The following is a 26,392-nucleotide window of genomic DNA, read 5'->3' as shown; positions in this document are numbered from 1 at the left end:
GGCCGCCCGCGGCCGGCCATTCTTCGCGTGGCCGGCGGCCCGCGGCTACCGCTGTCGGTCGTCCGGCGGCCAGTACGGCGGTACGTCCCGCCCCGGCTGGTAGTGCGGACCCTGCCGCAGGTGCCGGACGACCACCGTGAGGTCGACGGCCATCACCAGCCACAGCACCCCGCAGGCCGCCGCCCAGCCGGGCCGTCCGACCAGCACGAAGATCACCGTGCCGAAGCCCGCCCAGACCAGCCCCCACACACTCAGCCAGAACCGCGCCCGCAGGGCACTGCGAGCGGTGGCGGGTTCACTGCCTGTACGCATCGCCGATCTCCACTCCTCCTTGCAACGTAACTCTGGCCCGGGCCGCACCCCAAAGCCGTGCCGGCCTCACTCGGACGGGTGAACCAGACCGGGAGGGGAACGGTCGTGCGGAGGCGGGCCGTTGTCCGGGCATGGAGCTGAGAATGCGCGAGGGCCATCAGGGGACGGGACCAGGAGCGATCACGCCGGACGGCTGCGCGGTGGAGCTGTACGCGCGGCTGCCCGTGGGGAGCGAGCCGGACGTCATCGCCGCGGCCGTGCCCGCGGGCGCGCACATCCTGGAGCTGGGCTGCGGTGTGGGCCGCGTGACCCGTCCGCTGCTGGAGCGCGGCTTCACCGTCACGGCGGTGGACGAGTCACCGGACATGCTGGAGCGGGTGCGTGGGGCACGGACCATATGCAGCCCCATCGAGCGCCTGGACGTGAGGGAGACCTTCGACGCCGTGGTGCTCGCGTCGTTCCTGGTGCACACGGGCGACCCCGAGGTACGGCGCGGGCTGCTGCGCACCTGCGCACGGCATGTCGCGGAGGGCGGCTGCGTACTGATCCAGAGGGAGGGCGGCGATTACCACATCAATGTGCCGCGCGAGCGGAAGGACCCGGCGGGTTTCACGGTGCGGATCCTGTCGGCCGAGCCGGTCGGGGACGGGGTGAACGCGGTGCGCGCGGAGTACGTGTTCCCGGACGCGACCTGGACCCAGACCTTCAGGTCCCGGCCGCTGACCGAGGAGGAGTTCGAGGAGGCGCTGGCGGAGGCGGGCCTGAGGGTGGACAGGTGTCTGACCGAGGACGGGACGTGGGTGCGGGCGGTTCCGGAGGCGCGGAAGGAGTGTCCTTGACGGAGCCCCGACAGCGATGACGGAGCCCGGACAGCGATGATGGAGCCCGGACAGCGATGAGTTCCGGGGCGCGGACCGGTCTACCCCTGCGAAAGCACGACAGCCGTTGCTCATCGCCGCACACAGGGAGACCCACATGTCCGAGCGCGCCGCCCCCATCGCACCCACCACGTCCGTCCCGGCGTCCGTCGCCGCCGGGACGCCCGCCTCCGGCCACCGCGCCGCCCGTGTCGCGCTGCGGGCCGTGCAGGTGCTGCTCGGGCTGTTCTTCGTGTTCGCCAGTGCGCTGCCCAAGCTCATCGCGCATCCGACGGCGGTCGAGGTCTTCGACGAGATGGGCTGGGGCAGTGCGGGCATGTACGGCATCGGGGCGCTGGAGCTGGCCGGCGGCGTGGCACTGCTGATCCCGGTGCTCCAGTCGGTGTCGGCGGTGGCGCTGAGCGCGCTGATGGTGGGGGCGTTCATCGTGCAGCTGACCGCCTTCGACGGGCAGAACGCGGCGACCCCGATCGTCCTGATCGTTCCGCTGGCGGTCATCGCCTGGGCCCGCCGCGACCACAACGCGCGGCTGCTGCGGCTGCTGCGGCGGCAGGCATGAAGGGCGCGACAATCCGGACCGCGACAATCCGGACCGCGGCGAACCGGCTCGCACGGACCGGCGTCACCGCCCCTTGGGACGGCTCCCCGCGCTCGGGCTGCCTCCGGAACCACCCGGACCGCTTAGGTCCCGCAGCCGTTCCAGCTCGCGGCGGTCGCGCTTGGTCGGGCGGCCGGTGCCGCGGTCGCGGATGCCGATCGGGGCGACGGCCTCGCGGGGCGGGGGCGGTGGGGAGTTGTCGACGTAGCACTGGACGGCGATGGGAGCGCCCACGCGCTTGCGGATCAGCCGCTTGACGACGACGATCCGCTCGCGGCCCTCGTGCCGCAGCCGCACCTCGTCGCCGACACGCACCGAGTGGGCGGGCTTCACCCGCTCCCCGTTCACCCGGACATGCCCGCCCCGGCAGGCGGTGGCGCCGGCGGAGCGGGTCTTGACCAGCCGGACGGCCCAGATCCAGCTGTCGATCCGCACGTTCTCCCCGCTCGCCGGCCCGGCCGCCTCGGCGGCGACGGCGGCGGCGGCGGTCTTCGAATCCACGTCTCGGTCGTCCTGCGAAGCCATGCATCCGACCTTAGCGGCCCGACCGCTCCGGACCGGAGGTAATTACGGTGGAGCCATGGACAGCAGCAGCCTCGCCGCCCTCGACGAGCGGATCGCCGGCTGCCGGGCCTGCCCGCGGCTGGTCGCCTGGCGGGAGGAAGTGGCCCGCACCAAGCGGGCCGCGTTCGCCGACTGGACGTACTGGGGCCGTCCGGTACCGGGCTACGGACCGGCGGACGCCCGCCTGCTGATCGTCGGACTGGCCCCGGCGGCGCACGGCGGCAACCGCACCGGCCGCATGTTCACCGGCGACCGCTCCGGCGACGTGCTGTACGAGGCGTTGTACGAGCTGGGCCTGGCCTCCCAGCCCACCTCCACGTCCGCCGACGACGGCCTGGAGCTGTACGGGGTACGCGTCACCTCCCCCGTCCACTGCGCGCCCCCCGCCAACAAACCCACCCCCGGCGAACGCGACACCTGCCGCCCCTGGCTGGTCCAGGAACTGACCCTGCTGCGCCCCACCCTCCGCGCCGCGGTCGTCCTGGGCGCCTTCGGCTGGCAGGCGGCCCTCCCGGCCTTCACCGAAGCCGGCTGGCCCGTACCCCGTCCCCGCCCGCCCTTCGTCCACGGCACCCGGGTGTCCCTCGACGGCCTCGACCTCTTCGGCTGCTTCCACGTCAGCCAGCGCAACACCTTCACCGGCAGGCTCACCCCCGGCATGCTCCGGGACGTCCTGCGGACGGCGGCGCAAGTGGCAGGGCTTCCGGTGCGGTAGCCCTCCTGTCATCTGGGGAAATGAGACGATGCGGCCGCCGTACGCCCGTTACGGTGCCCCGATGGGCCTGTATCCGGAGATCGAACCGTACGACCAGGGCTTGCTCGACGTCGGTGACGGCAACCGCGTGTACTGGGAGGTCTGCGGCAACCCCCGCGGCAAGCCGGCCCTGATGCTGCACGGTGGGCCGGGTTCCGGGTGCACGCCGGGCCACCGGCGCTACTGCGACCCGGCCGCGTACCGGATCGTGCTGCTCGACCAGCGTGGCTGCGGCCGTTCCACGCCGCACGCGAGCGTGTACGGCACCGACATGAGCGTCAACACGACCGAGCACCTGATGGCCGACCTGGAGCTGCTGCGGCGGCACCTGGGCGTCGAGCGGTGGCTGGTGTGGGGCGCTTCGTGGGGGTCGGTGCTGGCGCTGCGTTACGCGCAGACGCGTCCCGGCGTGGTCTCCGAGCTGGTGCTGACGGGGATCGCGACCGGCTCCAACCCCGAGGTGACCCTGCTGACCCACGGCCTGGGGAGGGTCTTCCCCGAGGCCTTCGAGCGGTTCCTCGCCGAGCTGCCCGAGCCGGACCGCGCCGGGAACCTCGCGGCCGCCTTCAACCGGCTGATCGAGTCGCCCGATCCGGCGGTGCGCGAGCGGGCCGCGCGCGCCTGGACCGACTGGGAGACGGCGACCGTCCCCGCTCCGCCCCGCTCCGTCGAGCGCTACGAGGACCCCGCGTTCCGCATGGGCTTCGCCCGTACCGTCACGCACTACTTCGGCAACGACCACTTCCTCGGCGAGGGCAACGACGAGGGCGTGGTGCTGGGCGACGCCCACCGGCTCAGGGGCGTACCCGGCACCCTCGTCCAGGGCAGCCTCGACTTCGGCAACCTCCTCGGCACCCCCTGGCGCCTCCACCGGGCCTGGCCGGACAGCGAGTTGACCGTCGTGGACGAGGCCGGTCACGACTCGGGAGCACCGGGCGTGGTGGAGGCCCTGGTGGCCGCGACGGACAAGTACGCGCAGCACTAGGCGGCCCGGCCCGGTCTCACGGACGCCACACGTACCGCACGTCCGGCTCCCGCTCCTCGTTCCCGCCGCCGTCGGTGTATTCGGCGGCCACGAAGCCGTGGCGCTCGTAGAAGCGGTGGGCGGGCCGGTTGACCTGGAAGGTCCAGAGGGAAAGGCCCTGCGGCCTGCGCTCCTTGGCGAGGGCGACGAAACGGTCGCCGAGGCCGCGTCCACGCCAGTCCGGGTCGAGGTACAACTGCTCCAGCATGTCGTCGTCGAGCACCATGACCCCCACGACGCCACTGCCATTGCCGGCCTCGGCGACCCAGGTCTCCTGCCGCGGCACCACCACGTCCCGGAACCAGGCGCGCACCGCGTCGTCGGAGTGCGGCCTCACAACGCCCGGCAGCGCGGCGGCGAAGGACCGCAGCCACACGTCGGCGGCGTCCCGCGCATCCGCCCCACCGGCCCGCCGCAGCACGACACCGTTCACCGTATCCGCGTCCCGTGCGCCCTCTTCCGCCTCCGGCACGACCGCCGTCGCCGTGATCTCCACGAGCTGCCCCGTGTACCCGAGGCAGGCGACCCCGATCAGCGTCGACGCGTGCGGTCCCGTGCTGAGTCCGGACGCCTCGACGACCTCCCAGACGGCGGAGAGCACGGCGGGCTCGCTGCTGACGACGTACACGTCGGTCGCCAGGACATGCGCCAGGTCACTGCCGACCTCGCGCAGTTGCTCGGTGAGATTGGCGATCACCTGCTCGGCCTGGCGCACGGGATCCCCCGCACCGATCAGTTTCCCCCGGGCGTCCAGCGGCACGGATCCGGCCAGGAACGCCAGCCTCGTCCCGGCCTCGACGACGCAGGCGTGGGAGTAGGCGGGGGGTGGGAAGAGGCCGGGGACGGTGACACGACGGATCACGGCGAGCTCCTGGACGGGGACGGACACGGGCAACTTCCCGATCATGCGCGGCCGCCCTCCGCGGCGCAGCCGAATTAGTGGTCGGGACCGCGGTCACACGAATGGGCGGTCAGGACCGCGGTCACAGTGAGGAACCGTCCCGGTTCCCGGTCCTCGCCGCAGGCCGCAAGCGGAATTCGCTGGCGCCGCGGTGCTGGTCGGCGTAGTCAGGGACGGTGACGCGTGATTCCTCCTTCCTCGACACCACCGCCGACCGCCTCGCCGCCCTTCCCGGAGTCCGCGCGGTGGCTCTCGGCGGCTCTCGTGCTCAGGGCACCCACCGGCCCGACAGCGACTGGGACCTGGCCGTCTACTACAGGGGCCGCTTCGACCCCGCCGATCTGCGGGCCGTCGGCTGGGAGGGCGAGGTGTCCGAGATCGGCGGATGGGGCGGGGGCGTGTTCAACGGGGGCGCCTGGCTGACCATCGACGGGCGGCGCGTCGACGTGCATTACCGCGGCCTGGACGTGGTGGAGCACGAGTGCGCGGAGGCGGAGGAAGGGCGGTTCCGCGTGGAGCCGCTGCTGTTCCATCTCGCGGGGATCCCCAGCTATCTGGTCGTCGCGGAGCTCGCCGTCAACCGGGTGCTGCGCGGCGAGCTGCCCCGCCCAGCCGCCTACCCGCCCGCCCTTCGGCGTTCGGCGCCCGGACACTGGTACGGGCTGGCCACGGCCACCCTGGCCTACGCGAAGTCCGGGCACGCCCCGAAAGGCGACCTCACCCAGGTCGCCGGTGCGATCGCCCTCGCGGCGACCCAGACCGCCCACGCGGTACTGGCCGCGCGGGGGGAGTGGACCACCAACGACAAGGGGTTGACCGGCCGCGCCGGCCTGAGTGCGGTCGACGACATCGTGGCGGGACTCGAACCGGGACCCGCGGCCCTGACCGCCGGCCTCACGGACGCCGAAGCCCTGCTCGGCGGCTGCATGCCGAAGGTGTGAAAAGGGAGGCCTGAGACGTGAGCCGCAAGGCCCCTGGCCGGCTGTGATGCCGGCCAGGGGCCCTTTCACGCGATCAAGTAGCCGTCAGCCGTCAGCCGTCAGCCGTCCGACTCCGGCGACGGGATGTACGCGCCCGGCACGTCCTCCGGCGTGAAGATCTTCTTCTCGCCCGGGTACGGCTTGCTCCACCCGTGCGTCTCGTACCAGGTGAAGTGGTTCATCTGCGCGGGGTTCGCGAAGTCCGGCTTGGCGTTCGGACCGGTCAGCCGCTGCTTCGACTTCCAGTTGTCCCACTTCGCCGCGACCGCCTGCTGGTCCGCCGGCACCGTCGCCGGCGCCACGGCCGCTGCCTTGGGGTTCTGCGGCGCCGGGGTGTCCAGACCGCAGGAAGGCGCGGTCTTCACACCATCGGTGAGCGGGGTCCGGTTGGGCAGAGTGGTGAACGGCGTGAAGTCCGGCTGCTCGGTGAACGCCCCACGCATCGGGCTGGCCGCGCTGTCCTTCTGGTTCATCGGGTGGATCCCGAGGATCTGCTCGATGGTGCGGATCATCGTGATCTGCGAGTAGTAGCGGCTGTCGACGGTGCCGTGCTGGGCCCAGGGGCTGATGATCTGGATCGGGGCCCGGTGGCCGTCGACGTGGTCGAGGCCGGCCTGGGAGTCGTCCTCGACAACGAAGATCGCCGAGTCCTTCCAGTACTTGCTGTGCGAGATCGTGTCCACGATCCTGCCGACCGCGAGGTCGTTGTCCGCGACCTGAGCGGCCGCACTCGCCGGACCGCCGGTGTGGTCGCTGGAGAGCCAGAACATGTTCAGGTTCGCCGGCCCGTTCTTCTCGAAGTCACGCTTCCAGATCTGGGCCCGGTAGACGTCCGGGACGCTGAGGTCGTACTTCGGGAAGCCGGGCACCGACACGTCGTTGAGCGACGGGATCGGGGAGGACGACTTCAGGGTGTAGGCGGTGTCCTGACCGGTTGCCTCCATGTTCTTGCTGTCGCAGTACAGGTTCTGCCAGGTTGCGTCCGCCGGCTTGGTCAGGAACTGGTGGAACTCGCCGAAGTTCCGTACGGTCTTGCCCGCCGCCTGCGCACCGCTCCAGAGGAAGCCGGTCCGCTGGTGGCCGAGAGCGTCGTCCTCGGTGTCGTAGCTGCGCACGTACTCACCGGCCGAGGACTCGGTGTACTCCGGGTTGTCGGCCTGCATCAGCCAGTTGTGACCCTCGGCCGAGTTGGTGCCGATGTCGTACGTGTTGTCGTACAGCCCGAACTGCTTGGCCAGCGCGTGCTGGTTCGGCGTCACGTTCTCGCCGAACTGCGTCAGCGACGGGTCGCCGTTGCCCTGCGGGATGTCGCCGAGGACCTGGTCGTAGGTCCGGTTCTCCTTGACGATCATGAAGACGTGCTTGATCGTCGAGGGGTCGCCGAGCTTCGTCGGGACCGGCACCGGGGTCCGGCCCAGGCCCTTGCCCTGGGCCAGCTTGACCGAGCCGTTGGTCCAGCCGTTCCGCTTGAAGATCTTGGCCGTCTCGGACTTGATGACGTGGTCGCCCGGCAGCGTGAACCGCTGCACGCTCGACGTCGTGTCGTGAGTGCCGTGCCCGGCGCTGTTGGTGGGGCGGCGGGCGTCGATACCACGGGTGTTGGAGACCACTACCTCGTTGCCGACGGTGGCGATCTCCGCGGGGACGTAGTCCGTCGGGAGCAATCCGACATAGCTGACCGGTTCCTGCGGGGACGTGTACCGGTAGACGGCGACCGCGTTGGCGCCGCCGAGCGTCACCAGCAGATGGCCGTCGTCGGTGAGCGTCACCGCGTTGGGGTGGTAGCCCACCGACGCCTCCGGCCACGGCTGGGTGGCGATGGTCTGCACGACCTTGTCGCGGCGCGTGTCGATGACCGACACGTCGTTGGTGGCGGTGTTGGTGACGAACACCGCCCCGTTCTTGGCGTACATGGCGGTCGGGTGCAGACCGACGTCGATGCTCCCGGCGGCGGACGGGTCCGCCAGGTCGATGACGCTGACCGTGCCCGTGGTCGTGGCGCCGGTCTTCGGGTCGGCCGGCACCTGGGTGCCGTACGAGTTGATCGTGGTGTCGCCGGGCTTCGCCGGACGCCCGCCCTCGTTGCTGACGTAGAGCTTGGTGCCGACCCGGACCATGCCACGCGGGGCGTTGCCCACGGCCCAGCTCTGCTCGATGGCCCCGGTCGCCGCGTTGATGGCGACCACCCGGTTCTGGCCGTTGACCGCGGAATACACGGTGGAGCCGTCGGCCGAGAACACCGCCGCGCCCACCAGCGCGCGCTTGGACCCGTCCGCCGGGATCTTGACGGACGTCGGGTTGGCGACGCTGCCGTCCGGGTTCACGGTGAACCTGGTGTAGCCGTCGGCCTGGCCCAGCCACAGCTGCGAACCGTCGGGCGAGTACGTGGGGCCTTCCTGGCCCACGTCGTTGCCGCTGATGCGCGGATTCGCCGCCGCGTTGTTGCCGACGAGCTGCTGCACCTTCCAGTCCTTCAGGTCCACGATGGCGAGCGCCATTCCACCGTCGGTGACCGAGGCGGCGACGTGGGTGCCGTCCGGGCTGACCGACGACGACATGATCTTGCCGTTGTCGATGACGAGGCGGTCGCCGTACGGGGCGATGTACTGGTCACTGGAGAGGACCAGGCCCTGGTCGGTCATCTGGCCGACCTGCTGGGTTCCGAACTGGTGCGTCTCGGCGAAAGCGGTACCGGAGACGACCAGCGCGGCCGTGGCGATGCACGCCGTCACCAGCGAGGTCCGGCGGTCGAAGTGTCTGCCGAGCAGGCCGGCCTGCTTCTGCTCGACATGCCGGCGGCGCCGGGTTACCTGCATGGATCATCCCTTCGGAGTGGGCTTGAGCAGCTCGACGCTGCCGTCGAACTGCCAGAGCGGGTTCGGTGTGTCCCCGGTCGGGGTCCGCACCAGGAAGTAGCCGTTCACTTCCTTCGGTCCGTCGCCGTCGGCCACGAACCGGCCGTCCGCGGTGACGTCGAGCTGGTAGACGGCCGTCCCCGGGGCCTCGACGCCGGGGAGATGCCAGGTGACGACGCAGCGCCAGTCGTTGCCCGGCCCCTGCGCGGCGACCTGGCCGCCGCCCTTGTCGCACGCCGCCGTGACCCGCAGCCGCGCCTCGGTGACCTCTGGGCGGTTGAGCTGCTCGGTCTGCATGCGGTAGAGGTGCGCGAACGCCGTGGCGACCGACCGCTGCACCTTGTCCTGCTCGACTCCGGAGCCCGTCGACGGAGTCGCCACGGCGACGACCGCGACCGTGAGCCCGGTCAGCCCGGCCAGCGGCAGGAGTCCGGTGGTGATCGCGCGGCGCCCGGAGCCGTCGTAGGCGGGGTTGGTGAAGTCGCGCCGCAGGAAGAGCAGATACGCCAGGGCCGTGGCGGCCACCGTCCACACCAGGGCGACCACGATGCCGATCAGGAGCGGGCCGAGCTGCGCCGGGCTGGTGAACAGGCCGTTCCAGGTGATGAAGGCGCAGCCGGGCAGGGCGAGGCGCACGGCGACGGGCAGGGGCAGCATCTGGGCGAGCTGCATCGCGAGCGCGGCGAGCGCGGGCAGCAGCAGCCCCATCGGGGACCGGCCCAGCGCGACGGACCCGAGCAGTCCGATCGCGGCGAGGGCCAGGGTGGGGGCGAGTACGCAGAGCCAGGCGAGGAGGACCTTGCCGGCGGCGTCCGCGGGCGTCAGCAGGTGGCCGTCGAGGCCGACCAGCGGCTGGTTGCCGACCGCGAGGACGCCGCCGACGGTGCTGGAACAGGCCAGTCCGGCCACGAGCAGCAGGATGACGGTGAGGCCCGCCAGCGCCTTCGCCGCGAAGATCCGCCGGGGCGAACGGACCGCCACGAGCAGGTGGCGCCAGGTGCCGAGCCGGTCCTCGGCGGCGAACACGTCGCCGGCGACCACCGAGGTCAGCATCGGGAGCGCCCAGGTGCCCGCGAAACCGAGCATCACCAGCGGTCCGGCCCATCCGGTGGCGTGCATCCAGCGGCCGAAGAGGGTGTCGGAGGGGAGCGTGCTCTGCAGGCTCACCGCGGCGACGAAGAGCCCCGGCACGATCCAGCAGGCGAGGACCAGCAGGCGAATCCGCCACTGCGAGACCAGCTTGACCAGTTCGAAGCGGTAGGCGCGGGTCACCGGGACGCGGCGGGCACCGACGGCGTGCTCGTGCGCGGCGGTCGCGGTCATCGGCCGGCCTCCTGCTGCTCGGTCAGGGCGAGGAACGCGGCCTCCAACGGCGACACCACGGGGGCGAGTTCGCGCAACGCGATGCCCGCGCCCACAAGCCGCGCCACCAGCTCGTCGAGAGCGGGAACCGGCGCGCGCACGACGAACGTCTCGGCGCCGTACCGTGTCCCGGCGCCGTCGACGACGCGGATCCCGGCCGTGCCGGCGGCCAGTTGGCGGGCGGTCCGGGGATCGGAGGTGAGCAGCCGGTAGTCGAGTTCACGGTTCTCGGCGGCCAGCTTGCTCAGCGGGCCGGAGAAGACGACCCGGCCGGTGGCCAGGATGGTGACCTCGGAGCACAGCGCCTCCAGGTCCTCCATGCGGTGGCTCGACAGCACGACGCAGGTCCCGTCCGCCGCGAGCCGGGTGAGGACACCGTGCACGTGCTTCTTGCCGGCCGGGTCGAGGCCGTTGGCGGGTTCGTCGAGCACGAGCAGCCGGGGTTTCGTGAGCAGGGCCGCGGCGAGTCCCAGCCGCTGACGCATCCCGAGGGAGAAGCCGCGGGCCGGGTCGTGGGCGACATCGGTGAGCCCGACCTGGTCGAGCACGTCGTCGATCCGCGCCGTCCGCGCGTCGAGGCCGCGCAGAGCGGCCAGCGCTGCGAGGTTCTGCCGTGCGGTGAGCGAGGGGTAGAGGCCGGGCCCGTCCACGAACCCGGCGACACCGTCGGGAGCGGCCGGCGCCCGCCCGACCGGCGTCCCCAGGATCTCGAGGGACCCGCTGTCGGCGACGGCCAGGCCCAGCAGCAGGCCGAGCAGTGTCGTCTTGCCGGCGCCGTTCGGTCCGACCAAGCCGTGGATCTTGCCGCGCTCCACGGTCAGATCGACGCCGTCGAGTGCGACGACATCGCCGAAACACTTGGTCGTCCCGCGCGCCCGGATCGCGAGGAGTGTGTCCATGAGTCCCTTCCTTCGCAGACCTCAAGGACCGTAGGGACGGCACACGACCAGTGCGGGGACGGCGAGTTGAACGCTCATGGAACGGAATGCAGAGATCGTGCCCACGACAACTCCACCAAGCCGGCACGTAAGGTGCCCACTTGGGGCCCGTGCGGCATGCCGGTCATACGGGGCAGGCGCACTCAGCCCATACGGTCTTGCCGGGACCAGAAGGCCGGGGAACCACACCCCAGTCGTCCGCCAGGGCCTCGATCAGGAGCAGACCGCGCCCCGACTCCCCGTCAGGACACGGGTCCCCGCGTGCGGGCAGCCGCTCGGTACGGGTGTCCGTGACTTCGACGCGCAGGATGCCCCGGCTCTCCGTGAGCCGGAGATGGAAGTCCCGCCCGGGGGCATGACCATGCCGGACGGCGTTCGCGGTCAGTTCCGCCGTGACCAGGGTGACGGTCTCGTTCACGGACGAGGCGTATGGGTGCCCCCAGTCGTTCAGCCGGTGCGCCACCAGTCGGCGGGCCAGCCGCGCCCCTCTCGGCGTCGACGTGAACCGCATCGCGAACTCGCGCACCGCCGCCGGGTCACGCGGCGTACGTCCTTGTGGGGAAGTCGCTGATCTCATGGGGTAAACGTTCGCTGCCTGTACGTGACGTCGACCAGGCGTGACGCTGCCACCGCCACCGGCTGTACGCAGCCGGTACGCGGCTGTACGCGTGTGAGGCGTGACCGGCCCTCCGCGCGGCGCGTTGGTTCCGCGAGCGGTCGTGGCGCGGGTTCGGTGTTCGGCGGGAGCGGTACGTACGGGGAGGTGCCGGGCGTGGAGGAAACGCAGGCGGAGGACGAGCGGGAGCGCGAGTACGAGCCCGGTTCGGGGATCCTGCACATCTTCGGACGGCAGTTGAAGCTGTGCCGTGAACGGGCGGGGCTCGACCGGGCGGAGTTCGGCGGCCGGGTCGGCTACTCGGCCTCGACGATCGCCTCCTTCGAGCAGGGGAGGCGGATCCCGCCGCCGAAGTTCATCGACCAGGCCGACGACCTGCTGAACGCCGGTGGGGTGTTGAAGGCGGGGAAGGAAGGGGTGGCTCGGGCGCAGTATCCGGCGTTCTTCCGGGATGCGGCCAGGTTGGAGGCCGACGCGGTCGTCCTGCATGTGTACGCCAACCAGGTCGTGCCCGGGCTGTTGCAGACGGACGAGTACGCACGAGCGGTGTTCACCATGCGCCGTCCGTTGCTGGCGGAAGAGATCATCGAGCAGCGTGTCGCCGCTCGACTGGCCCGGCAGGAGATCTTCTGCCGAACGCCGATGCCGGTCATCAGCTTTGTCATCGAGGAGTCGGTACTGCACAGGCCACTGGGTGGTTCGACCGTCATGCGAGGTCAGCTGGAGCAGCTTCTTCTGCGGGGGGACAAGCGGAACGTGGAGATCCAGGTCATGCCGACCGTGCGAGAGGAGCACGCCGGATTGGCCGGTCCGTTCACCTTGATCGAAACCAGGGATGGGCGGAGGATCGCGTACGTGGAGGCGTACAAGGACAGCCGCCTCTACACGGAGCGCGAGTCGGTCCGGGAGCTTGAAGAGCAGTACGGGCTTCTTCGTGCCGCTGCGCTCAGTCCGCGTGAATCGCTGGCCCTCATTGAGAAGTTGCTGGGAGAGACATGAACGCTGTACCCGAGTCGGCCTGGGTCAAGAGCAGCTACAGCAGCGGCGAAGGCGGCGAGTGCGTCGAGGTCGCCTCCTGGTCGGGCGCCACGCACGTGCGCGACTCGAAGGACAAGGCCGGTCCTGCGGTGATCGTCGAGCCGGAGGCCTGGGCCGAATTCGTCGGGTTCGCCGCTCGGCACTGAAGGTGACGGTGCCCCGTGACCCTCGCCCTGGGTCACGGGGCACCGGTGTGTCCGCGCGGCGCAAGGGTGAACACGGGGTGTACGCGGATCGGCGCGGATGGTGCTCGTACCGCCCGGAAATGTGAAGTGGGACGCACCCTTGGTGGTGAACTGATGTCACGTACGTCTCAGTAGGGTCACCAGGAGAGGCGTTCGGCCCCTGCAAGGCGTTTAAATCTGCAAGTACAGCATTGAACGTGGAGGTGCAGGGTGAACGGGCGAACGGTGCTCGAGCGCTTTCCCGCCGGCGGTCCGCGCGGGTCGTGGCCGGCGGAGGAGTTCGCGCATGCGCGGCGTCTGGAAGGCCTGCCCGCCGAGGTTGTCATGGACCTCGCGACAGACACGTTCCTGGTGATCGTCCGGGGCGCAGAGTCCGGCGGTGGCGCCAAGGCGTGACCCGGCAGCCGGCGACCGGATCAGTCCGGTCGGTCACGCGCTGACGGTGCGGGACCAGGCCGGTGTCGCCCCGGTGATCCGGCACAGGGCCAGATAGAGGGGGATCGGCGGGGTGTAGGGGATCGTGCCCGCCGGGCGGTGCACGAGCACGGGCGCCGTCGGCGAGGCGGGGACTGTCGCGCCCGGGGAGTAGTGGGCCGGGGCGGGCCAGCGCAGGGCGTAGTCGGAGTCCGCGGGGACGATCCACCACCAGTGCGCTCGGTCGGCGAAGACGCAGCCCACGCGTGGCAGCCGGGGCATGAGCTGCGGGCCGAGGCGGGCGGGGATCGCGACCGCGTCGCAGCCCAGGGGGACGGTCATGCCCTCGGGTACGGACAGCCGCCGGGGTGTGCCGTGGGTACGCAGACCGCGCCCCAGGCGTACGAGCGTGTCCAGGTTGAGCGACTGGCCGGAGCCGCCCAAGGAGCCGGCGCCGGTCACAGCCATGCGGTCCCCGTTCCGTGATGTGCCTGCCGATGCGTCTGCCGGTGCGCCTGGCCGTGAGCCTGCGCTCCGTTCTTGTCGTCCGTGTCGCGGGCAGGGGCCGGCTTGGGCCGGGCGCCCCAGCCCAGGTCGCTCCGGGCGGGAGCGGAACGGCGCGGCAGCTCCGCCCACACCACCAGGCCGGTGCCCTGCTCCTGGGCTCCCCAGGCCAGGCACATGGCGTCGACGAGGAGCAGTCCCCTCCCGTGCTCCTCCTCGGGCTGCCGCGGCGACGGCTGCGGCTCACCCGGCGCGCACCCCTCGTCGCGCACGGCTATGCGCACCAGCTCGTCCTCGTCCTGCAGCTCGCACACGATCTGCCTGCTGGCGGTGTGCACGATGGCGTTGGTGACCAGCTCGGAGACGACCAGGGCCGCCGCGTCGCAGGTGTCCTCGCACACGGACCAGCCGGTCAGGCGGGTCCGGGTCAGGCGCCTGGCCCGCGCGGGGGAACCGGGATGCGGGGCCAGCTCGAAACGGAACCGACGCTCGGCAACGGCCCCGCCGGGGCCCGCTCCCGTACTCGCGCCGCGGGTCAGCTGGATCGCGGCGGCGTCTGTTCCTAAGGGCGGAGACGGAATCACGCTTGCCACTATCGCCCCGCCGTGAACACTTGGCAAGTGGCACTCTGGAAATTGCAGAGTGTTGGTGACGCGCTCAGGGGCCATGGCACACTGCTCGCAACAGCACGTCGAGCGGCGCCAGTTGGGACCGCCGGGTCCACCGGATTTTCGAACGGGTCTTCGAACGGTTGCCGAGGGCTGTGCGGGATTCATGACGGGAACCTCCTGAATCCTTACGTCCGTCCTTACAGTTCGCTCTTGGGTCAGTGGAGGTGGAGTGTGAGTGAGCCGCGGTCCGCGCCGACAGTCGGGCAGGTCGTGCTCGGCCGGCGCCTGTTGGACCTGCGGGAGGGCGCGGGGCTCAAGCGTGAGGAGGCCGCCCGCATCCTGCACGTGGCCCCCGCCACCGTGCGCCGGATGGAGATGGCCGAGGTCGCCCTCAAAATCCCGTACCTCCAGCTGCTGCTGAAGGCGTACGGCGTCTCCGACGAGGAGGCCGAGGCCTTCATGCGGCTGGCCGAGGACGCCAACCAGCCGGGCTGGTGGCAGCGGTTCCACGACATCCTGCCGGGCTGGTTCTCGATGTACGTCAGCCTGGAGGGTGCCGCCGCCCTCATCCGGTCCTACGAGCCGCACTTCGTCCCCGGACTGCTCCAGACCGAGGACTACGCGCGCGGAGTGCTCAAGTCCGGCGCCGTCGGCCAGACCAGCCCCGAGGACATAGAGCGCCATGTCGCGCTGCGCATGCAACGCCAGGATCTGCTCACCCGTCCGGACGCTCCCCGGATCTGGGTGGTGATGGACGAGACCGCGCTGCGCCGGCAGGTCGGCGACTCCGAGGTGATGCGTGCTCAGATCGACCGGCTGCTGGAAGCCGCGAAACTGCCCAACGTGACGTTGCAGGTCGCCCCGTTCTCCGCGGGGCCGCACGCCGGCACGTACGGGCCCTTCGTGCTGTTCCGATTCGCCATGCCCGAACTGCCGGACATGGTCTACAGCGAGTACCTGACCGGCGCGGTCTACCTGGACGCGCGTCAGGAGGTGGCGAGCCACCTCGAGGTCATGGACCGCATGGCGGCGCAGGCCGCTACTGCACATCGCACGAAGGAGATCCTCCGGGATTTCCGCAAGGAGCTGTGAATGGAACGCATCACGTCCCAGCCCAAGCCGCGGCTGCGCCGCGGGATCTACAACGGCATGCCCGCCGGTGAACTCGGCAGCGAGGGCTGGCACAAGCCGTGGAGCGGGGGCAACGGAGGCAACTGCCTGGAGGCCATGAAGCTGGACGACGGCCGGATCGCGGTCCGTCAGTCCACCGATCCGGACGGACCGGCCCTCATCTACACCACCGACGAGATGACGGCGTTCATCGAGGGCGCGAAGGCCGGAGAGGCGGACTTCCTGCTGACTTGAACGACCCTGTCTGTTGGCTAACTCAACTCCCTAATCTTGGTACTGACTTGATCATGATCACTGCTCATTCCAGACGCTTACGAGGTGCCGTATGACCGAGATCGACACCAGCAAGCCGCACCCCGCGCGGATGTACGACTGGTACCTCGGCGGCAAGGACAACTACCCGGTCGACGAGGAACTGGGCCGGCAGATGCTGGCACTCGATCCGCGGGTGCCGGTGATGGCCAAGGTCAACCGCGCGTTCATGCACCGGGCGACGCGGTGGCTGGCCGGCCAGGGCGTACGGCAGTTCCTGGACATCGGCACGGGCATACCCACCGAGCCGAACCTGCACCAGGTCGCCCAGTCGGTCGCACCCGACGCGCGTGTCGTCTACTGCGACAACGATCCGATCGTGCTGGCCCACGCGGCAGCCCTGCTGCGCAGCGCGCCGGGTGGCATCACCGAGTACGTGCAGGCCGACGTCCGCGACCCGGCCACGATCCTGGAGGGCGCCGGGAAGGTCCTGGACTTCGGCCAACCCGTGGCCCTGTCACTGGTGGCGCTGCTCCACTTCATCACCGACGAGGACGGCGCCCACGACCTGGTCGCGCGTCTCCTCGCCGAACTGCCCTCCGGCAGCTATCTGATGATGACCCATGCCACCTCGGACTTCACCCCGGAGGAGTCGGCGGCGGCCACGGCCAAACTGAAGGCGGGAGGCGTCACCCTCGCCCTCCGCACCCGCGAGGAGTTCACCCGCTTCTTCGACGGCCTGGAACTCGTCGAACCCGGCGTGGAGGTCGTCCACAAGTGGCACCCGGAACTGGGCGAACCGGTTCCGGGCCAGGACGACGGAGTCATCCCGGGTTACGGGGCGGTGGCCCGGAAGCCATGACGGAGTGATGTCCGCGGCGCCCCGCCGGCCGGGCGGGGCGCCGTCGGCCAGGCGGGGCACGGTCGGCCGGGGTGGGGCGCCGTCGGCATCACACCCGCATCGGACGGTCGTACGGGCCGATCGGGGACGGGAGGCTCCAGACGCCCGTCAGGTGGTGGTCCACGGCCGCCGCGACCGCGCGGCCCTCGGCGATGGCCCAGACGATCAGCGACTGGCCGCGGGCGGCGTCCCCGGCGGCGAACACGCCCGGGACGTTGGTCGCGAAGGCGGGGTCGCGGGCGATCGTGCCACGCGGGGTGAGCCTCAGGCCCAACTGGTCGATGAGACCGTCCTCCTGGGACGGGCCGGAGAAACCCAGTGCGAGCAGCACCAGATCGGCCGGGAGCGTGCGCTCGGTGCCCGGCAGGGGGCGCCGTGCCGCGTCCACCTCGGTCAGGTGCAGCTCGTGGACATGCCCGTCGGCGTCACCGGCGAAGCGGAGCGTCGACGCGGCGAACAGCCGCGCGTCGACGTCCGCGACCGGCGCCGTGCCCAGGTCGCCCGCCTCCTGGTGCGCGGGCGACAGCCGGTAGATCTTCGGGTAGGTCGGCCACGGCTCGAGGTCCTCGTCGCGCTCCGCGCCCGGCTGGGCGTAGATGTCCAGCTGGGTCACGGACGCGGCGCCCTGCCGCACCGCCGTGCCCAGGCAGTCGGCCCCCGTGTCCCCGCCGCCGACGATCACCACGTGCCGGCCGGCCGCGGACACCGGTGAGGTCTCCACGTCGCCCTCACACACCCGGTTGGCCAGCGGCAGGTACTCCATCGCCTGGTGGATTCCAGCCAACTCCCGCCCTGGTACCGGCAGTTCACGCCAGGCCGTGGCGCCCGTGGCGATCACCACGGCGTCGTAGCGCGCCCGCAGCTCCCCCGCCCCGACGTCGCGCCCGACCTCCGTCGACGTACGGAACTTCGTCCCCTCGGCCAGCATCTGCTCCAACCGCCGCTCCAGGTGGTGCTTCTCCATCTTGAACGCGGGAATGCCGTACCGCATCAGTCCGCCGAGCCGGTCGTCCCGCTCGTACAGGGCGACCGTGTGTCCCGCGCGCGTCAGCTGCTGGGCCGCGGCGAGCCCGGTCGGCCCCGACCCGACCACTGCGACGGTTCGGCCGGACAGCCGGTCCGGCGGGCGCGGCGGGGTGAACCCCTCCTCCCAGGCCCGGTCGGCGATCGCGCACTCGACGTTCTTGATGGTGACCGCGGGCTGGTTGATCGCCAGCACACATCCCGCCTCGCACGGAGCCGGGCACAACCGCCCCGTGAACTCGGGGAAGTTGTTCGTCGCGTGCAACCGGTCGGCGGCCGCCCGCCAGTCCTCCCGGGACACCAGGTCGTTCCACTCGGGGATCAGATTGCCCAGCGGACAGGCCTCGTGGCAGAACGGCACCCCGCAGTCCATGCACCGGTCGGCCTGCTTGCTGATGATCGGAAGCAGCCCGCCCGGCACGTACACCTCGTGCCAGTCCCGCACCCGCTCCTCGACCGGCCTGCGGGGCCACTCCTGGCGGGGTGTGGTCATGAAACCCTTGGGATCGGCCATGGCCGTCCCCCTTGCCTCGGGCACCACCTCTTTCCGGCCACGATACGACCGCCGGGCCCCGGGCGCAGAGCCCGGGATGCCGTCGTGGGGGGGGCACGCGGAGCCGGGTATGCCCGTGCTGCGGGGTGTGCGTGGCTGGGCTTGTCTGTGGTGCGGGCGGTGTGCGTGGCTGGGCTTGTCTGTGGTGAGGGGTGTGCGCGGCTCGGCTTGTTGCGGGGCACGGAGCCGGGTTTGTCCGTGGAGCGGTACGTGCGGAGCCGGCGGCTCGGGCGGGTGCTACGCGCTCGGGTTCTGCTCCCGCCAGGCCCGCAGCACCGAGTCCACGTCGGCCCTGATCCGCTGCCGGGCCTCGGGCCGTGCCACCCCGCTCATCAGCAGCCGGTCGTAGGGCGTGTCCAGGTGACGTACGGAGGCCGCGACCGCCGAGGTGACCGCGGTCTCGGACAGAGCACGCCCCGACGCGCTGCGGCCGACCCGTCCGCTGCCGCGCAGGGAGGTGTGCCCGGCGATGGCCCGCGCGCGGTCCGGTGGGCAGGCGGGAAAGAGCCGCATGATCTCCGCCGCGAACGCGTCCGCGAACCGTATGTCCTCGGCCGCCCGCCGCCGTGCGTCGCGCGCGCGGCGCCGGCGCCGCGCCTCGGCGTCCTCCAGGCACCGCAGTTCCGCGCGGGCGAGCGCCGCCTCCTCGACGAGTACGCCCTGCCGTTCGTACCGGCTTCTGCGCCGGTTGAACCGCACCACCACCGCCGAGAGCGCGCTCTCCTCCCGCGACCGGCGCGTCAGCGCGGTGTCGCCGCGCGGCAGGAAGACCAGGTGCCCGAGGTCGGCGCAGTCCAGGCACCGCGGCACCCCCTCCTCCAGTACGAGCAGCGGCAGCGGGCCGCGCCGGCACGCGGCACACTGCTTGCGCCGCACCGGCTGGAGGACGAGGAGGCCGTCGGACGGTCGAGGGGACGGGAGCGCGGCCATACGCGGTGCCATACGACGTACATTCCCGGGCGCGTACCCGGACGCTCCTCCCGCCGCACCCCGCTTCCGCCCTGACGCATCATGGGCCGTGTGCGACTTCAAGCGATCACCTGGGAACGGCTCGGCGGCCTCCTCGCCGAACGTCTGCTCGACCTGAAGCCCGCCGACGGCAGCCCCTGGCCGCGCATCGCCTTCGACGGTGCCCCCGCCGCCCTCCCTGGCGACCTGGCGCACCGCGTCGCCGAGGCGTTGCGGCCGCTCGGCCGTTCCGCGCTGGTCGTGGGCACCGAGGGCTTCCTGCGACCGGCCTCCCTCCGGCTGGAACACGGCCACCGGGACGAGGAGTCCTACTACAACGGCTGGCTCGACACCGGCGCCCTGTGGCGGGAGGTCTTCGGCCCGCTCGAACCCGGCGGTGACGGACGCGTCCTGCCCGACCTGTGGGACCCGGTCACCGACCGCGCCACCCGCAGCGCCTACGCCCGGCTCCCGTCCGGCTCCCTGTTGTTGCTGCACGGCCCCTTCCTGCTCCGTCACTGGTTCCCCTTCGACCTGACCGTCCACGTCCTCCTCTCCCCGGGCGCCCTGCGCCGCCGTACCCCGGAGGCCGAGCACTGGACGCTGCCCGCCTTCGAGCGCTACGACGCCGAGACCGACCCGGCCCGCACCGCCGATGTCCTGGTACGCGCCGACGACCTCCGGCACCCGGCCTGGAACGGCTGAGCCCCGGCGCGCCCCCTGGTCACCGCGACTGTCGGCCCCTGCGGCACCCGGTCACGGCGGCCGGTCCCTGCGGTCTCCGGTCCCGGCTGTGGCTCCCGGTCCCTGCGGCACCTGTCCCGGCCGTGGCTCCCGGTCCCGGCGGCCGGTCCCTGAGACACCACCCAGTTACCCGGTTCCCGGGTCAACCGTCTGCCGTGGCGGGCCGGCGGCTCAGAGCCAGCCGTTGCGGCGGAAGCCGCGGTACAGCGACACGCACACGGCCGATATCAGGCAGATGACCAGCGGATAGCCGAACCGCCAGTGGAGTTCCGGCATCACGCGGAAGTTCATGCCGTACACCCCGCACACCATGGTCGGCACGGCGATCACCGCGGCCCATGCCGTGATCTTGCGCATGTCCTCGTTCTGCGCCACCGTCACCTGCGCGAGGTGGGCCTGGAGAATCGAGTTCAGCAGTTCGTCGAAGGCGGCTATCTGCTCCTTGGCCCGGGTCTGGTGGTCGAGGACGTCCCTGAAGTACGCCTGTATCTCCGCGCCGACCACCTTCATCGGCCGGGCGGAGAGCTCCTCCAGCGGGCGCCCCAGCGGCACGACGGCCCTCTTCAGCTCCAGCAGCTCCCGCTTGAGCTGGTAGATCCGCCCCGGATCGACACGCGCGCCGTCCTCCGCGAAGACCTCGGCCTCCACCTCGTCGATGTCCTCCTGGAACGAGTCGGTGACGCTCAGGTAGTCGTCGACCACATGGTCCGCGATCGCGTGCAGCACCGCCGCCGGCCCCTTGGCGAGCTGCCCCGGATCGGACTCCAGTTCCTCGCGCAGCGGACCGAGCGAGCCGTGCCGGCCGTGCCGCACCGTGATCACGAAGTCCTCCCCGGTGAACACCATGATCTCGCCGGTGCTGACCACCTCGCTGGTCGCCGTCAGCTTCTCGTGTTCGAGGTAGCACACCGTCTTGAACACCGCGAACAGCGTCTCGCCGTACCGCTCCACCTTCGGGCGCTGATGCGCCTTGACCGTGTCCTCCACCGCCAGCGGGTGCAGGTCGAAGAGGTCCGCGATGCCCGCGAATTCCTCGTCCGTCGGTTCGTGCAGTCCCAGCCAGACGAAACCGTCACGGGCCTTGCGCACCCGCGCCACGGCCTCCACCAGATCACCGGCCTCCGGAACCCGCTCGCCGTCCTGGTAGGCCACGCAGTTCACCACGGAGGAGCCCAGCGGCGACCGGGCGGGATGGCTCAGGTCGACCCGGCGCCGCCCTCGGGCCAGCCGAGCCACCTTCCGCAGATTCCCCGCCATGGACATCCGGATCTCCTCGCGTGCACCTTTTGCCGCCTGGTCGAGCCAGTCTGCCAGGCTCACGTGAGCGCCGGGTAAGCCTGTGGAAACCGCACATTCCGCTTTGTTCCCGCCTGTGGACGGGCACGGCAGGCGCCGGGCAAGGCTGGGATGATCCCGGTATGACGCACAGCGACGGGCATCCGGACGGGCATTCGGGCGCGGACACCGACCAGGACAAGGACGGGAACGAGGGCGGCCGGGAAGCGGGTCAGCCCGAGAGCCGGGGCGAGGGGCGACGCGAGGGGCGGCGCGAGGGCCCGGGTGGAGGCCGATATCTGCTCGAGAACCGGCAGACCGAGGCCGGCGAGCGCTTCGACGCCTTCGCGACCCTCTTCGATCCCACGACGTTCCGTCACTTCGAAGGACTCGGCGTCGGACCAGGATGGCGCTGCTGGGAGGTCGGCGCCGGCGGCACCTCCGTCGTCTCCTGGCTGGCCGAGCGGGTAGGCCCCACCGGCACGGTCGTCGCGACCGACATCGACACCTCACTGGTCGCCGAGGCCGCCCGCCCGCCGGTGGAAGTGAGGGTGCACGACGTGGGCGCCGAGGAGCCGCCGGGCGAGGGCTTCGACCTCGTGCACGCCCGGCTCGTCCTGGTCCACGTGCCGGACCGGGAACGGGCACTGCGGTCGATGATCAGGGCACTGCGTCCCGGCGGACGGCTGCTGCTGGAGGACGCCGACCCCGCCCTCCAGCCCCTGCTCTGCCCGGACGAACACGGCCCGGCGGAGGAACTGGCCAACCGGCTGCGCCGCGGCTTCCGCCGTCTGCTGGCCGACCGCGGCGCCGACCTGTCCTACGGCCGCAGACTCCCGCGCCTGCTGCGCGAGGCAGGCCTGCACCAGGTGGAGGCCGACGCCTACTTCCCGGTCACCTCCCCGGCCTGCACCGCCCTGGAGTCGGCCACGGTCCGGCAGATCCGCACCCGCCTCGTCACCGCGGGCCTGGCCACCGACGAGGAGATCGACCAGCACCTGGCCAACGTGGCATCCGGCACCATGGACCTGACCACAGCACCGATGATCTCCGCTTGGGGCACCAAGCCGTAGCACCTGGGGGCCGCTGACCGGAAGGTCACCGGCTCTCGGAGGCATCGGAACGCCACCGGGCTCTCGGAGGCCTCCCGCCCACCCGCGCCACCGCGAGCGCGCCCGCCGCGCATCCACGAGCTGCCGCGGCCCCGGGGGCGGCTCCGGCCAGAAGGGCGGCGAGGAAGGCGCCGGTGAAGGCGTCGCCCGCGCCGGTGGTGTCCCGCGCGGTGGCAGGCACCGCGGGTACGTGGGCGCGGACGGCACCCGCGTGTGCCACCCGTGCCCCGGCGGCGCCCTGCTTCATGACCACCAGCGGGACGTGGCGGCTCAGCTCGGCCGCCGCGTCCGCCGGGTCGGGCAGGCCCGTCAGCAGGCAGGCCTCGTCGCGGCTCGGCAGCAGCACGTCCACCCCCTCGATGAGCCCGAGGAACCGGTCCACGCCCAGCGTGACGAGGAACCCGGCCGACGCGGGATCCAGGCTCACCGGCACGCCACGCGCGCGGGCCGCCGCGACGGCACTCGCCACCAGCGCCCGGCCCGTACCGGAGAACAGCAGGTAGCCCGACAGATGCAGCCGGGCCACCCCGTCGAGCAGCGCGTCGGACCAGTCACCCGCCTCAAGGCGCAGCGACGCCCCGCTGTCCGTGAGGAACGTGCGCTCGGCCGCCGCCGAGGAGTCGACGAGGCAGACCACCGTCCCGGTCGGCGCCCCGGGATCGACGACCAGGTGGGGGCGCACTCCCGAGGCGACCAGCGCCCGTTCGTGCCAGGCCGCCGACTCCGCGCCCACCCGCCCCAGCAGCCGGACCTCCTGGCACCCGCTGTGGGCCGCCCAGCAGGCCACGTTGGCACCCGCCCCGCCGGGCAGCATCCGGACCGCGGCGGAGGTGTCGGTGCCGGTGGCGAGAGGGCCCCGATGCCGTACGACGACATCCGTCACGACGTCCCCGACCACCAGCAGCGCCCCGCCCCCGCCGTCCGTCACGGCAGTGCCCGTCACGGCAGGGCCCACGCCGCCGCGATCAGCGCCGCCAGCCGCACGTTGCCGCGCACGGCCGCCAGGTTGGCGCGCAGCGAGGCGCCGTCGGTGTGCCGCACCAGGTAGTCGAGCAGGAACGGAGTGACCGCCTGCCCCGTGACGCCCTCCTCCTCGCACGCGTGCAGCGCGTCGGCGAGCACGCGCGCGTGCAGTTCGGGATCCAACTGCTCGTGCAGCGGGACCGGGTTGGCGACGATCAGCGCCGACTCCGGCGCCCGCAGCGCGTTCTGCGCCCGCATCACCGCGGCCACGTCCTCCGGCGTCCGCAGTGTCCAGTCGACCGGATGACCGGAGTCGGACAGGTAGAACCCGGGGAAGCGGTCCGTGCCGTACCCGGCCACCGCGACCCCCAGCGTCTCCAGCCGCTGCAACGTCGCCGGCACGTCCAGGATCGACTTGACCCCGGCGCACACGACCGTGACCCGCGTACGCGCCAGCAGTCCGAGGTCGGCGGACTCGTCCTGCGTCACCGTCCACTCGCGGTGCACTCCGCCCAGCCCGCCCGTGGCGAACACGCGGATGCCCGCCAGCGAGGCCAGCAGCGCCGTCCCCGACACCGTGGTCGCCCCGCTCGCCCCCGCGGCCATCGCGAGCGGCAGGTCGCGGTGGCCGAGCTTGCGCATCCCCTCCTCGTTCGCGACCCGCTCCAACTGCCCCTTGTCCAGGCCGATGTGAGGGTGGCCGTTCAGCACCGCGATGGTCGCGGGCACGGCGCCCTCCTGCCGTACCGCGCCCTCAAGCTCCAGCGCCACCTGGAGATTGCGCGGGCGCGGCAGCCCATGGGCGATGATCGTGGACTCCAGGGCCACCACGGGACGACGCGCGGCCAGCGCCTCCCGCACCTCTTCGGACACCACCAGCACGCGCCTGCCTCCCGTCTGTCGCGTCTCCCCTCATCTCTGGCGGGTGCCGCACCGGGCCAAACCCTTGCGGCCCGTGCCGCGAGGTCCGGCCTGGGACGCATGCGAGGCGTCCTTCCCCTCCGTACGCCTGAACGAGGAGACGATCCTCGACCTCGCCCCGCTCGACATGACCGAACGCATGAGCATGGTCCCCGGCGCGGCCGGTGGCGCGCGCCACCCCGTTCGAGGTGCGGCACTACGACACGCGCACGCGCGGTGACCAGCGCACGCGCGGTCCGGCACCACGAGGAGGGCACACCCGGCCAGGTACTACGAGCAGCGCGCCTCGCGCCCGTACGGGCAGTGCGCCTCGCGCCCGGCGCCTCAGAACAGCGGCTCGGGCAGCACACCTTCCAGCGCGAGCAGCCTGCGCTTGGCCTCCAGGCCGCCGCCGAAGCCGCCGATGCCCCCGTCGCTCTCGACGACCCGGTGGCACGGCACGACCACCGGCAGCGGATTGGCGCCCATCGCCGCGCCCACCGCCTGGGCGGCACCCGGCTGCCCCACCCGGCCGGCCAGATCGCCGTACCCGACGACCGTGCCGTACGGCACGCCCGACGCCAGTTCGCGCAGCACCTGCCGGTTGAAGCCCGAGATCAGCGACCAGTCCAGCGGCAGCTCGAAGTCCTGCCGCTCGCCCGCGAAGTACGCCCGCACCTGGCGTATCGTCTCCGCGAGCAGCGGGGAGCCGGGCGCCTCGACCGGCTCGGTGCCCAGCCGGGACGCCAGCCGGTCCAGCGCGCGCTGCCGTATCGCGTCGGTGGCGTGGAAGACGACGTTGACCAGGCCCTCGGGGGTCGCGGCCAGCAGCAGGGGGCCGATGCCGGTATCGACGACGGCCCACACGACCCGCTGCTCGTCCGGTACGGCCCCATGCTCGTCCTGCTCGTGGTGGTCCATGCGATTACGGTACGGCCCGCCACTGACAACGCCCTCTGACCTGCACCGTCGCGGGACCAGACGGTCTTGGGCGATGAGACGGTCTCGGGCGATCAGACGGTCTTGAGCGCCCTGCGCACCACTTCGGGCTTGTTCGTGAGGATGCCGTCCACGCCGAAGCCGGCGACGGTCCGGGCATTGGCGGCGTTGTCAACCGTCCAGGTGAAGATCCCCAGCGGGACGCCGTGCGGTCCCCGGTGCGTGCGGACGGCCGCCGCGTAGTTCGCCGACAGCGTGCGGTAGGAGGGGTTGATCAGGTCCACGAAGGCCGCGTACCGGTGCAGGTCCGCCGTGTCCGGGCGGCCGAGGAAAGCGGTGCGGACGGCGGGCTTCAGCGCGTGCACGGTCCGCACGCTGTTGGCGCTGAAGCTCTGCACGATCAGCCGGCTCGCCAGGTGCCGGTGGTCGAGCCAGCCGTCGTTGGCGAGCACCTTGAGGATCTGTGCCTCGATCCCCGGATACAGCTTTGGGTTCTTGATCTCCAGGAGCAGGTTCTCGTGGTTGCGTTCGAGCCGGCGCATGTACTGGTCGAGCGTCGGCACGCGCGTACCCGCGAACTTGGGGGAGAACCAGCTGCCCGCGTCCAGGCGGGCGATCTCGGCGGCGGTGAAGTCCTTCACCTTCCACGGGGCCCGGCCGGGAAAGACCTGCTCGACGTTGGTCGTCCGCTTCAGGGTGGCGTCGTGGATGACCACGAGCTTGCCGTCCCTGGTGCGCTGGACGTCGTTCTCCACCCAGGAGAAGCCGAGTGCCGCCGCCTTGTCGATGGCGGGCAGCGTGTTCTCCGGGGCGTGGGCGGAGGCACCCCGGTGGGCGACGACCACGGGCTGCGGCCGATGGGCCTCCGCGGCCCGTACCTCCGCGCCGGGCAGGAACAGGGCGGCGACCGCCGCCAGGGCGGTGGCCAGGGCGGCGACTGCGCGCGCGTGCATACGTACTCCTCGCGAAGAGCGATCACGGACAGTGCAAGAGTGACAGCACAGAGTCAACGAGTCGCTTGCGGAAGAGCCACGGGTGAAGTCACGGACCACACGGAACCGACCGTGCTCGCTCACGGGTGCCGCACATCTGCGACGAGGCCGTGCTTCTTTGCCGG

The 26,392-nt window shown here is 71.7% G+C and carries 30 protein-coding genes and 1 pseudogene; 14 read left to right on the top strand and 17 right to left on the bottom strand.

Translation table 11 applies throughout. The features are described 5' to 3' along the window. Positions 1-45: 45 nt before the first annotated feature. Positions 46-312 (bottom strand): DUF6343 family protein, encoded by a 267-nt coding sequence (locus ACWC91_RS35145; protein ID WP_141361913.1) that lies wholly within the window; start codon positions 310-312, stop codon positions 46-48. A gap of 143 nt (positions 313-455) precedes the next feature. Here ACWC91_RS35145 and ACWC91_RS35140 point away from each other — a divergent pair, with 143 nt between their 5' ends. Continuing rightward, complete coding sequence (locus ACWC91_RS35140) at positions 456-1,151, top strand: class I SAM-dependent methyltransferase (RefSeq protein WP_281156252.1); 696 nt, start codon at positions 456-458, stop codon at positions 1,149-1,151. A gap of 136 nt (positions 1,152-1,287) precedes the next feature. After that, positions 1,288-1,749, top strand: coding sequence for a DoxX family protein (locus tag ACWC91_RS35135; protein ID WP_450640565.1), 462 nt, complete (start codon positions 1,288-1,290; stop codon positions 1,747-1,749). Between the two features lie 63 nt (positions 1,750-1,812). Here ACWC91_RS35135 and ACWC91_RS35130 read toward each other — a convergent pair whose 3' ends face one another. Next, complete coding sequence (locus ACWC91_RS35130; RefSeq protein WP_450640567.1) at positions 1,813-2,313, bottom strand: RNA-binding S4 domain-containing protein; 501 nt, start codon at positions 2,311-2,313, stop codon at positions 1,813-1,815. 55 nt (positions 2,314-2,368) lie between these two features. Here ACWC91_RS35130 and ACWC91_RS35125 point away from each other — a divergent pair, with 55 nt between their 5' ends. Together ACWC91_RS35125 and pip are read left to right on the top strand one after the other, a co-directional pair. Continuing rightward, on the top strand, positions 2,369-3,067 hold the full coding sequence (locus ACWC91_RS35125) for a uracil-DNA glycosylase (RefSeq protein ID WP_225074191.1): 699 nt from the start codon (positions 2,369-2,371) through the stop codon (positions 3,065-3,067). Between the two features lie 61 nt (positions 3,068-3,128). After that, on the top strand, positions 3,129-4,091 hold the full coding sequence (gene pip, locus ACWC91_RS35120) for a prolyl aminopeptidase (RefSeq protein ID WP_450640568.1): 963 nt from the start codon (positions 3,129-3,131) through the stop codon (positions 4,089-4,091). Between the two features lie 16 nt (positions 4,092-4,107). Here the strand turns inward: pip and ACWC91_RS35115 are convergent, their stop codons facing one another. Beyond that, positions 4,108-4,563, bottom strand: a complete 456-nt coding sequence (locus tag ACWC91_RS35115; RefSeq protein WP_281156257.1) for a GNAT family N-acetyltransferase — start codon at positions 4,561-4,563, stop codon at positions 4,108-4,110. 96 nt (positions 4,564-4,659) lie between these two features. Beyond that, positions 4,660-5,037 (bottom strand): annotated as a pseudogene (locus ACWC91_RS35110) (RidA family protein); the annotation flags it as partial. A gap of 170 nt (positions 5,038-5,207) precedes the next feature. On the opposite strand from ACWC91_RS35110, the gene ACWC91_RS35105 reads away from it, so the two are divergent. Further along, on the top strand, positions 5,208-5,972 hold the full coding sequence (locus ACWC91_RS35105; protein ID WP_281156249.1) for a nucleotidyltransferase family protein: 765 nt from the start codon (positions 5,208-5,210) through the stop codon (positions 5,970-5,972). A 98-nt stretch (positions 5,973-6,070) separates the two neighbouring features. On the opposite strand, the gene ACWC91_RS35100 is transcribed toward ACWC91_RS35105, so the two are convergent. From ACWC91_RS35100 to ACWC91_RS35085, 4 genes are all read right to left on the bottom strand, one after another. After that, on the bottom strand, positions 6,071-8,827 hold the full coding sequence (locus ACWC91_RS35100; protein ID WP_225074188.1) for a bifunctional YncE family protein/alkaline phosphatase family protein: 2,757 nt from the start codon (positions 8,825-8,827) through the stop codon (positions 6,071-6,073). Between the two features lie 3 nt (positions 8,828-8,830). Beyond that, positions 8,831-10,189, bottom strand: coding sequence for an ABC transporter permease (locus ACWC91_RS35095; protein ID WP_225074187.1), 1,359 nt, complete (start codon positions 10,187-10,189; stop codon positions 8,831-8,833). Continuing rightward, complete coding sequence (locus ACWC91_RS35090; RefSeq protein WP_225074186.1) at positions 10,186-11,127, bottom strand: ABC transporter ATP-binding protein; 942 nt, start codon at positions 11,125-11,127, stop codon at positions 10,186-10,188. The genes ACWC91_RS35095 and ACWC91_RS35090 overlap by 4 nt, the downstream gene beginning before the upstream one ends. Positions 11,128-11,290: 163 nt before the next feature. Then, the gene (locus ACWC91_RS35085; protein ID WP_450640571.1) at positions 11,291-11,743 is read right to left on the bottom strand and encodes an ATP-binding protein; all 453 of its coding nucleotides are present in this window, start codon (positions 11,741-11,743) and stop codon (positions 11,291-11,293) included. A 195-nt stretch (positions 11,744-11,938) separates the two neighbouring features. Here ACWC91_RS35085 and ACWC91_RS35080 point away from each other — a divergent pair, with 195 nt between their 5' ends. The 3 genes from ACWC91_RS35080 to ACWC91_RS35070 all read left to right on the top strand — a co-directional run bounded on the left by ACWC91_RS35080 (position 11,939) and on the right by ACWC91_RS35070 (position 13,401). Continuing rightward, positions 11,939-12,781 carry a helix-turn-helix domain-containing protein gene (locus ACWC91_RS35080; RefSeq protein ID WP_450640572.1) on the top strand — a complete coding sequence of 281 codons (843 nt, stop codon included), beginning with the start codon at positions 11,939-11,941 and terminating at the stop codon, positions 12,779-12,781. Next, positions 12,778-12,966, top strand: a complete 189-nt coding sequence (locus ACWC91_RS35075) for a DUF397 domain-containing protein (RefSeq protein ID WP_225074183.1) — start codon at positions 12,778-12,780, stop codon at positions 12,964-12,966. Before ACWC91_RS35080 ends, ACWC91_RS35075 begins: the two co-directional genes overlap by 4 nt. A gap of 249 nt (positions 12,967-13,215) precedes the next feature. Next, positions 13,216-13,401: a hypothetical protein gene (locus tag ACWC91_RS35070; protein WP_225074182.1), complete on the top strand. Its 186-nt coding sequence runs from the start codon at positions 13,216-13,218 to the stop codon at positions 13,399-13,401. Between the two features lie 33 nt (positions 13,402-13,434). Here the strand turns inward: ACWC91_RS35070 and ACWC91_RS35065 are convergent, their stop codons facing one another. Both ACWC91_RS35065 and ACWC91_RS35060 read right to left on the bottom strand, forming a co-directional pair. Next, on the bottom strand, positions 13,435-13,887 hold the full coding sequence (locus tag ACWC91_RS35065) for a hypothetical protein (protein WP_281156244.1): 453 nt from the start codon (positions 13,885-13,887) through the stop codon (positions 13,435-13,437). Then, positions 13,878-14,516: an ATP-binding protein gene (locus ACWC91_RS35060; RefSeq protein ID WP_450640575.1), complete on the bottom strand. Its 639-nt coding sequence runs from the start codon at positions 14,514-14,516 to the stop codon at positions 13,878-13,880. Before ACWC91_RS35060 ends, ACWC91_RS35065 begins: the two co-directional genes overlap by 10 nt. A gap of 249 nt (positions 14,517-14,765) precedes the next feature. On the opposite strand from ACWC91_RS35060, the gene ACWC91_RS35055 reads away from it, so the two are divergent. From ACWC91_RS35055 to ACWC91_RS35045, 3 genes are all read left to right on the top strand, one after another. Then, on the top strand, positions 14,766-15,626 hold the full coding sequence (locus ACWC91_RS35055) for a helix-turn-helix domain-containing protein (protein WP_225074179.1): 861 nt from the start codon (positions 14,766-14,768) through the stop codon (positions 15,624-15,626). Continuing rightward, positions 15,627-15,899: a DUF397 domain-containing protein gene (locus tag ACWC91_RS35050; protein ID WP_141361951.1), complete on the top strand. Its 273-nt coding sequence runs from the start codon at positions 15,627-15,629 to the stop codon at positions 15,897-15,899. A gap of 91 nt (positions 15,900-15,990) precedes the next feature. Then, positions 15,991-16,779, top strand: a complete 789-nt coding sequence (locus ACWC91_RS35045; RefSeq protein WP_225074178.1) for an SAM-dependent methyltransferase — start codon at positions 15,991-15,993, stop codon at positions 16,777-16,779. Between the two features lie 88 nt (positions 16,780-16,867). Here ACWC91_RS35045 and ACWC91_RS35040 read toward each other — a convergent pair whose 3' ends face one another. Both ACWC91_RS35040 and ACWC91_RS35035 read right to left on the bottom strand, forming a co-directional pair. Next, a complete protein-coding gene (locus ACWC91_RS35040; RefSeq protein WP_450640578.1) occupies positions 16,868-18,355 on the bottom strand; it encodes a glutamate synthase subunit beta in 1,488 nt (495 codons plus the stop codon). Between the two features lie 276 nt (positions 18,356-18,631). Further along, the gene (locus tag ACWC91_RS35035) at positions 18,632-19,336 is read right to left on the bottom strand and encodes a DUF2293 domain-containing protein (RefSeq protein WP_225074176.1); all 705 of its coding nucleotides are present in this window, start codon (positions 19,334-19,336) and stop codon (positions 18,632-18,634) included. A 69-nt stretch (positions 19,337-19,405) separates the two neighbouring features. Here ACWC91_RS35035 and ACWC91_RS35030 point away from each other — a divergent pair, with 69 nt between their 5' ends. Further along, positions 19,406-20,047, top strand: coding sequence for a uridine kinase (locus tag ACWC91_RS35030; RefSeq protein ID WP_450640580.1), 642 nt, complete (start codon positions 19,406-19,408; stop codon positions 20,045-20,047). Between the two features lie 210 nt (positions 20,048-20,257). Here ACWC91_RS35030 and ACWC91_RS35025 read toward each other — a convergent pair whose 3' ends face one another. Next, positions 20,258-21,349, bottom strand: a complete 1,092-nt coding sequence (locus tag ACWC91_RS35025) for a magnesium and cobalt transport protein CorA (protein WP_225074460.1) — start codon at positions 21,347-21,349, stop codon at positions 20,258-20,260. 155 nt (positions 21,350-21,504) lie between these two features. Here ACWC91_RS35025 and ACWC91_RS35020 point away from each other — a divergent pair, with 155 nt between their 5' ends. Then, positions 21,505-22,434, top strand: a complete 930-nt coding sequence (locus ACWC91_RS35020) for a methyltransferase domain-containing protein (RefSeq protein ID WP_225074174.1) — start codon at positions 21,505-21,507, stop codon at positions 22,432-22,434. Positions 22,435-22,459: 25 nt separating this feature from the next. Here the strand turns inward: ACWC91_RS35020 and ACWC91_RS35015 are convergent, their stop codons facing one another. Together ACWC91_RS35015 and ACWC91_RS35010 are read right to left on the bottom strand one after the other, a co-directional pair. Continuing rightward, positions 22,460-23,416 (bottom strand): carbohydrate kinase family protein, encoded by a 957-nt coding sequence (locus ACWC91_RS35015; protein ID WP_450640581.1) that lies wholly within the window; start codon positions 23,414-23,416, stop codon positions 22,460-22,462. Continuing rightward, a complete protein-coding gene (locus ACWC91_RS35010) occupies positions 23,413-24,318 on the bottom strand; it encodes a pseudouridine-5'-phosphate glycosidase (protein ID WP_225074172.1) in 906 nt (301 codons plus the stop codon). Before ACWC91_RS35010 ends, ACWC91_RS35015 begins: the two co-directional genes overlap by 4 nt. 73 nt (positions 24,319-24,391) lie before the next feature. Here ACWC91_RS35010 and ACWC91_RS35005 point away from each other — a divergent pair, with 73 nt between their 5' ends. Then, on the top strand, positions 24,392-24,577 hold the full coding sequence (locus ACWC91_RS35005; protein ID WP_376505558.1) for a hypothetical protein: 186 nt from the start codon (positions 24,392-24,394) through the stop codon (positions 24,575-24,577). Between the two features lie 104 nt (positions 24,578-24,681). On the opposite strand, the gene ACWC91_RS35000 is transcribed toward ACWC91_RS35005, so the two are convergent. Beyond that, complete coding sequence (locus tag ACWC91_RS35000) at positions 24,682-25,257, bottom strand: methylated-DNA--[protein]-cysteine S-methyltransferase (RefSeq protein WP_450640583.1); 576 nt, start codon at positions 25,255-25,257, stop codon at positions 24,682-24,684. A 92-nt stretch (positions 25,258-25,349) separates the two neighbouring features. Continuing rightward, positions 25,350-26,228, bottom strand: coding sequence for a glycerophosphodiester phosphodiesterase (locus ACWC91_RS34995; protein ID WP_450640585.1), 879 nt, complete (start codon positions 26,226-26,228; stop codon positions 25,350-25,352). Positions 26,229-26,392: the final 164 nt, after the last annotated feature.

It is taken from the genome of Streptomyces sp. NPDC001204, assembly GCF_053598035.1.
Note: the sequence above shows the minus strand (reverse complement) of the source record. Positions and strands in the feature narration are given on the sequence as shown.

What these genes read in the sequence shown, in the direction of transcription:
- ACWC91_RS35145 (WP_141361913.1), bottom strand. Translation starts at nt 312, where the DNA reads ATGCGTACAGGCAGTGAACCCGCCACCGCTCGCAGTGCCCTGCGGGCG.
- ACWC91_RS35140 (WP_281156252.1), top strand. Translation starts at nt 456, where the DNA reads ATGCGCGAGGGCCATCAGGGGACGGGACCAGGAGCGATCACGCCGGAC.
- ACWC91_RS35135 (WP_450640565.1), top strand. Translation starts at nt 1,288, where the DNA reads ATGTCCGAGCGCGCCGCCCCCATCGCACCCACCACGTCCGTCCCGGCG.
- ACWC91_RS35130 (WP_450640567.1), bottom strand. Translation starts at nt 2,313, where the DNA reads ATGGCTTCGCAGGACGACCGAGACGTGGATTCGAAGACCGCCGCCGCC.
- ACWC91_RS35125 (WP_225074191.1), top strand. Translation starts at nt 2,369, where the DNA reads ATGGACAGCAGCAGCCTCGCCGCCCTCGACGAGCGGATCGCCGGCTGC.
- pip (WP_450640568.1), top strand. Translation starts at nt 3,129, where the DNA reads ATGGGCCTGTATCCGGAGATCGAACCGTACGACCAGGGCTTGCTCGAC.
- ACWC91_RS35100 (WP_225074188.1), bottom strand. Translation starts at nt 8,827, where the DNA reads ATGCAGGTAACCCGGCGCCGCCGGCATGTCGAGCAGAAGCAGGCCGGC.
- ACWC91_RS35095 (WP_225074187.1), bottom strand. Translation starts at nt 10,189, where the DNA reads ATGACCGCGACCGCCGCGCACGAGCACGCCGTCGGTGCCCGCCGCGTC.
- ACWC91_RS35090 (WP_225074186.1), bottom strand. Translation starts at nt 11,127, where the DNA reads ATGGACACACTCCTCGCGATCCGGGCGCGCGGGACGACCAAGTGTTTC.
- ACWC91_RS35085 (WP_450640571.1), bottom strand. Translation starts at nt 11,743, where the DNA reads ATGAGATCAGCGACTTCCCCACAAGGACGTACGCCGCGTGACCCGGCG.
- ACWC91_RS35075 (WP_225074183.1), top strand. Translation starts at nt 12,778, where the DNA reads ATGAACGCTGTACCCGAGTCGGCCTGGGTCAAGAGCAGCTACAGCAGC.
- ACWC91_RS35065 (WP_281156244.1), bottom strand. Translation starts at nt 13,887, where the DNA reads ATGGCTGTGACCGGCGCCGGCTCCTTGGGCGGCTCCGGCCAGTCGCTC.
- ACWC91_RS35050 (WP_141361951.1), top strand. Translation starts at nt 15,627, where the DNA reads ATGGAACGCATCACGTCCCAGCCCAAGCCGCGGCTGCGCCGCGGGATC.
- ACWC91_RS35045 (WP_225074178.1), top strand. Translation starts at nt 15,991, where the DNA reads ATGACCGAGATCGACACCAGCAAGCCGCACCCCGCGCGGATGTACGAC.
- ACWC91_RS35040 (WP_450640578.1), bottom strand. Translation starts at nt 18,355, where the DNA reads ATGGCCGATCCCAAGGGTTTCATGACCACACCCCGCCAGGAGTGGCCC.
- ACWC91_RS35035 (WP_225074176.1), bottom strand. Translation starts at nt 19,336, where the DNA reads ATGGCACCGCGTATGGCCGCGCTCCCGTCCCCTCGACCGTCCGACGGC.
- ACWC91_RS35030 (WP_450640580.1), top strand. Translation starts at nt 19,406, where the DNA reads ATGGGCCGTGTGCGACTTCAAGCGATCACCTGGGAACGGCTCGGCGGC.
- ACWC91_RS35025 (WP_225074460.1), bottom strand. Translation starts at nt 21,349, where the DNA reads ATGTCCATGGCGGGGAATCTGCGGAAGGTGGCTCGGCTGGCCCGAGGG.
- ACWC91_RS35020 (WP_225074174.1), top strand. Translation starts at nt 21,505, where the DNA reads ATGACGCACAGCGACGGGCATCCGGACGGGCATTCGGGCGCGGACACC.
- ACWC91_RS35000 (WP_450640583.1), bottom strand. Translation starts at nt 25,257, where the DNA reads ATGGACCACCACGAGCAGGACGAGCATGGGGCCGTACCGGACGAGCAG.
- ACWC91_RS34995 (WP_450640585.1), bottom strand. Translation starts at nt 26,228, where the DNA reads ATGCACGCGCGCGCAGTCGCCGCCCTGGCCACCGCCCTGGCGGCGGTC.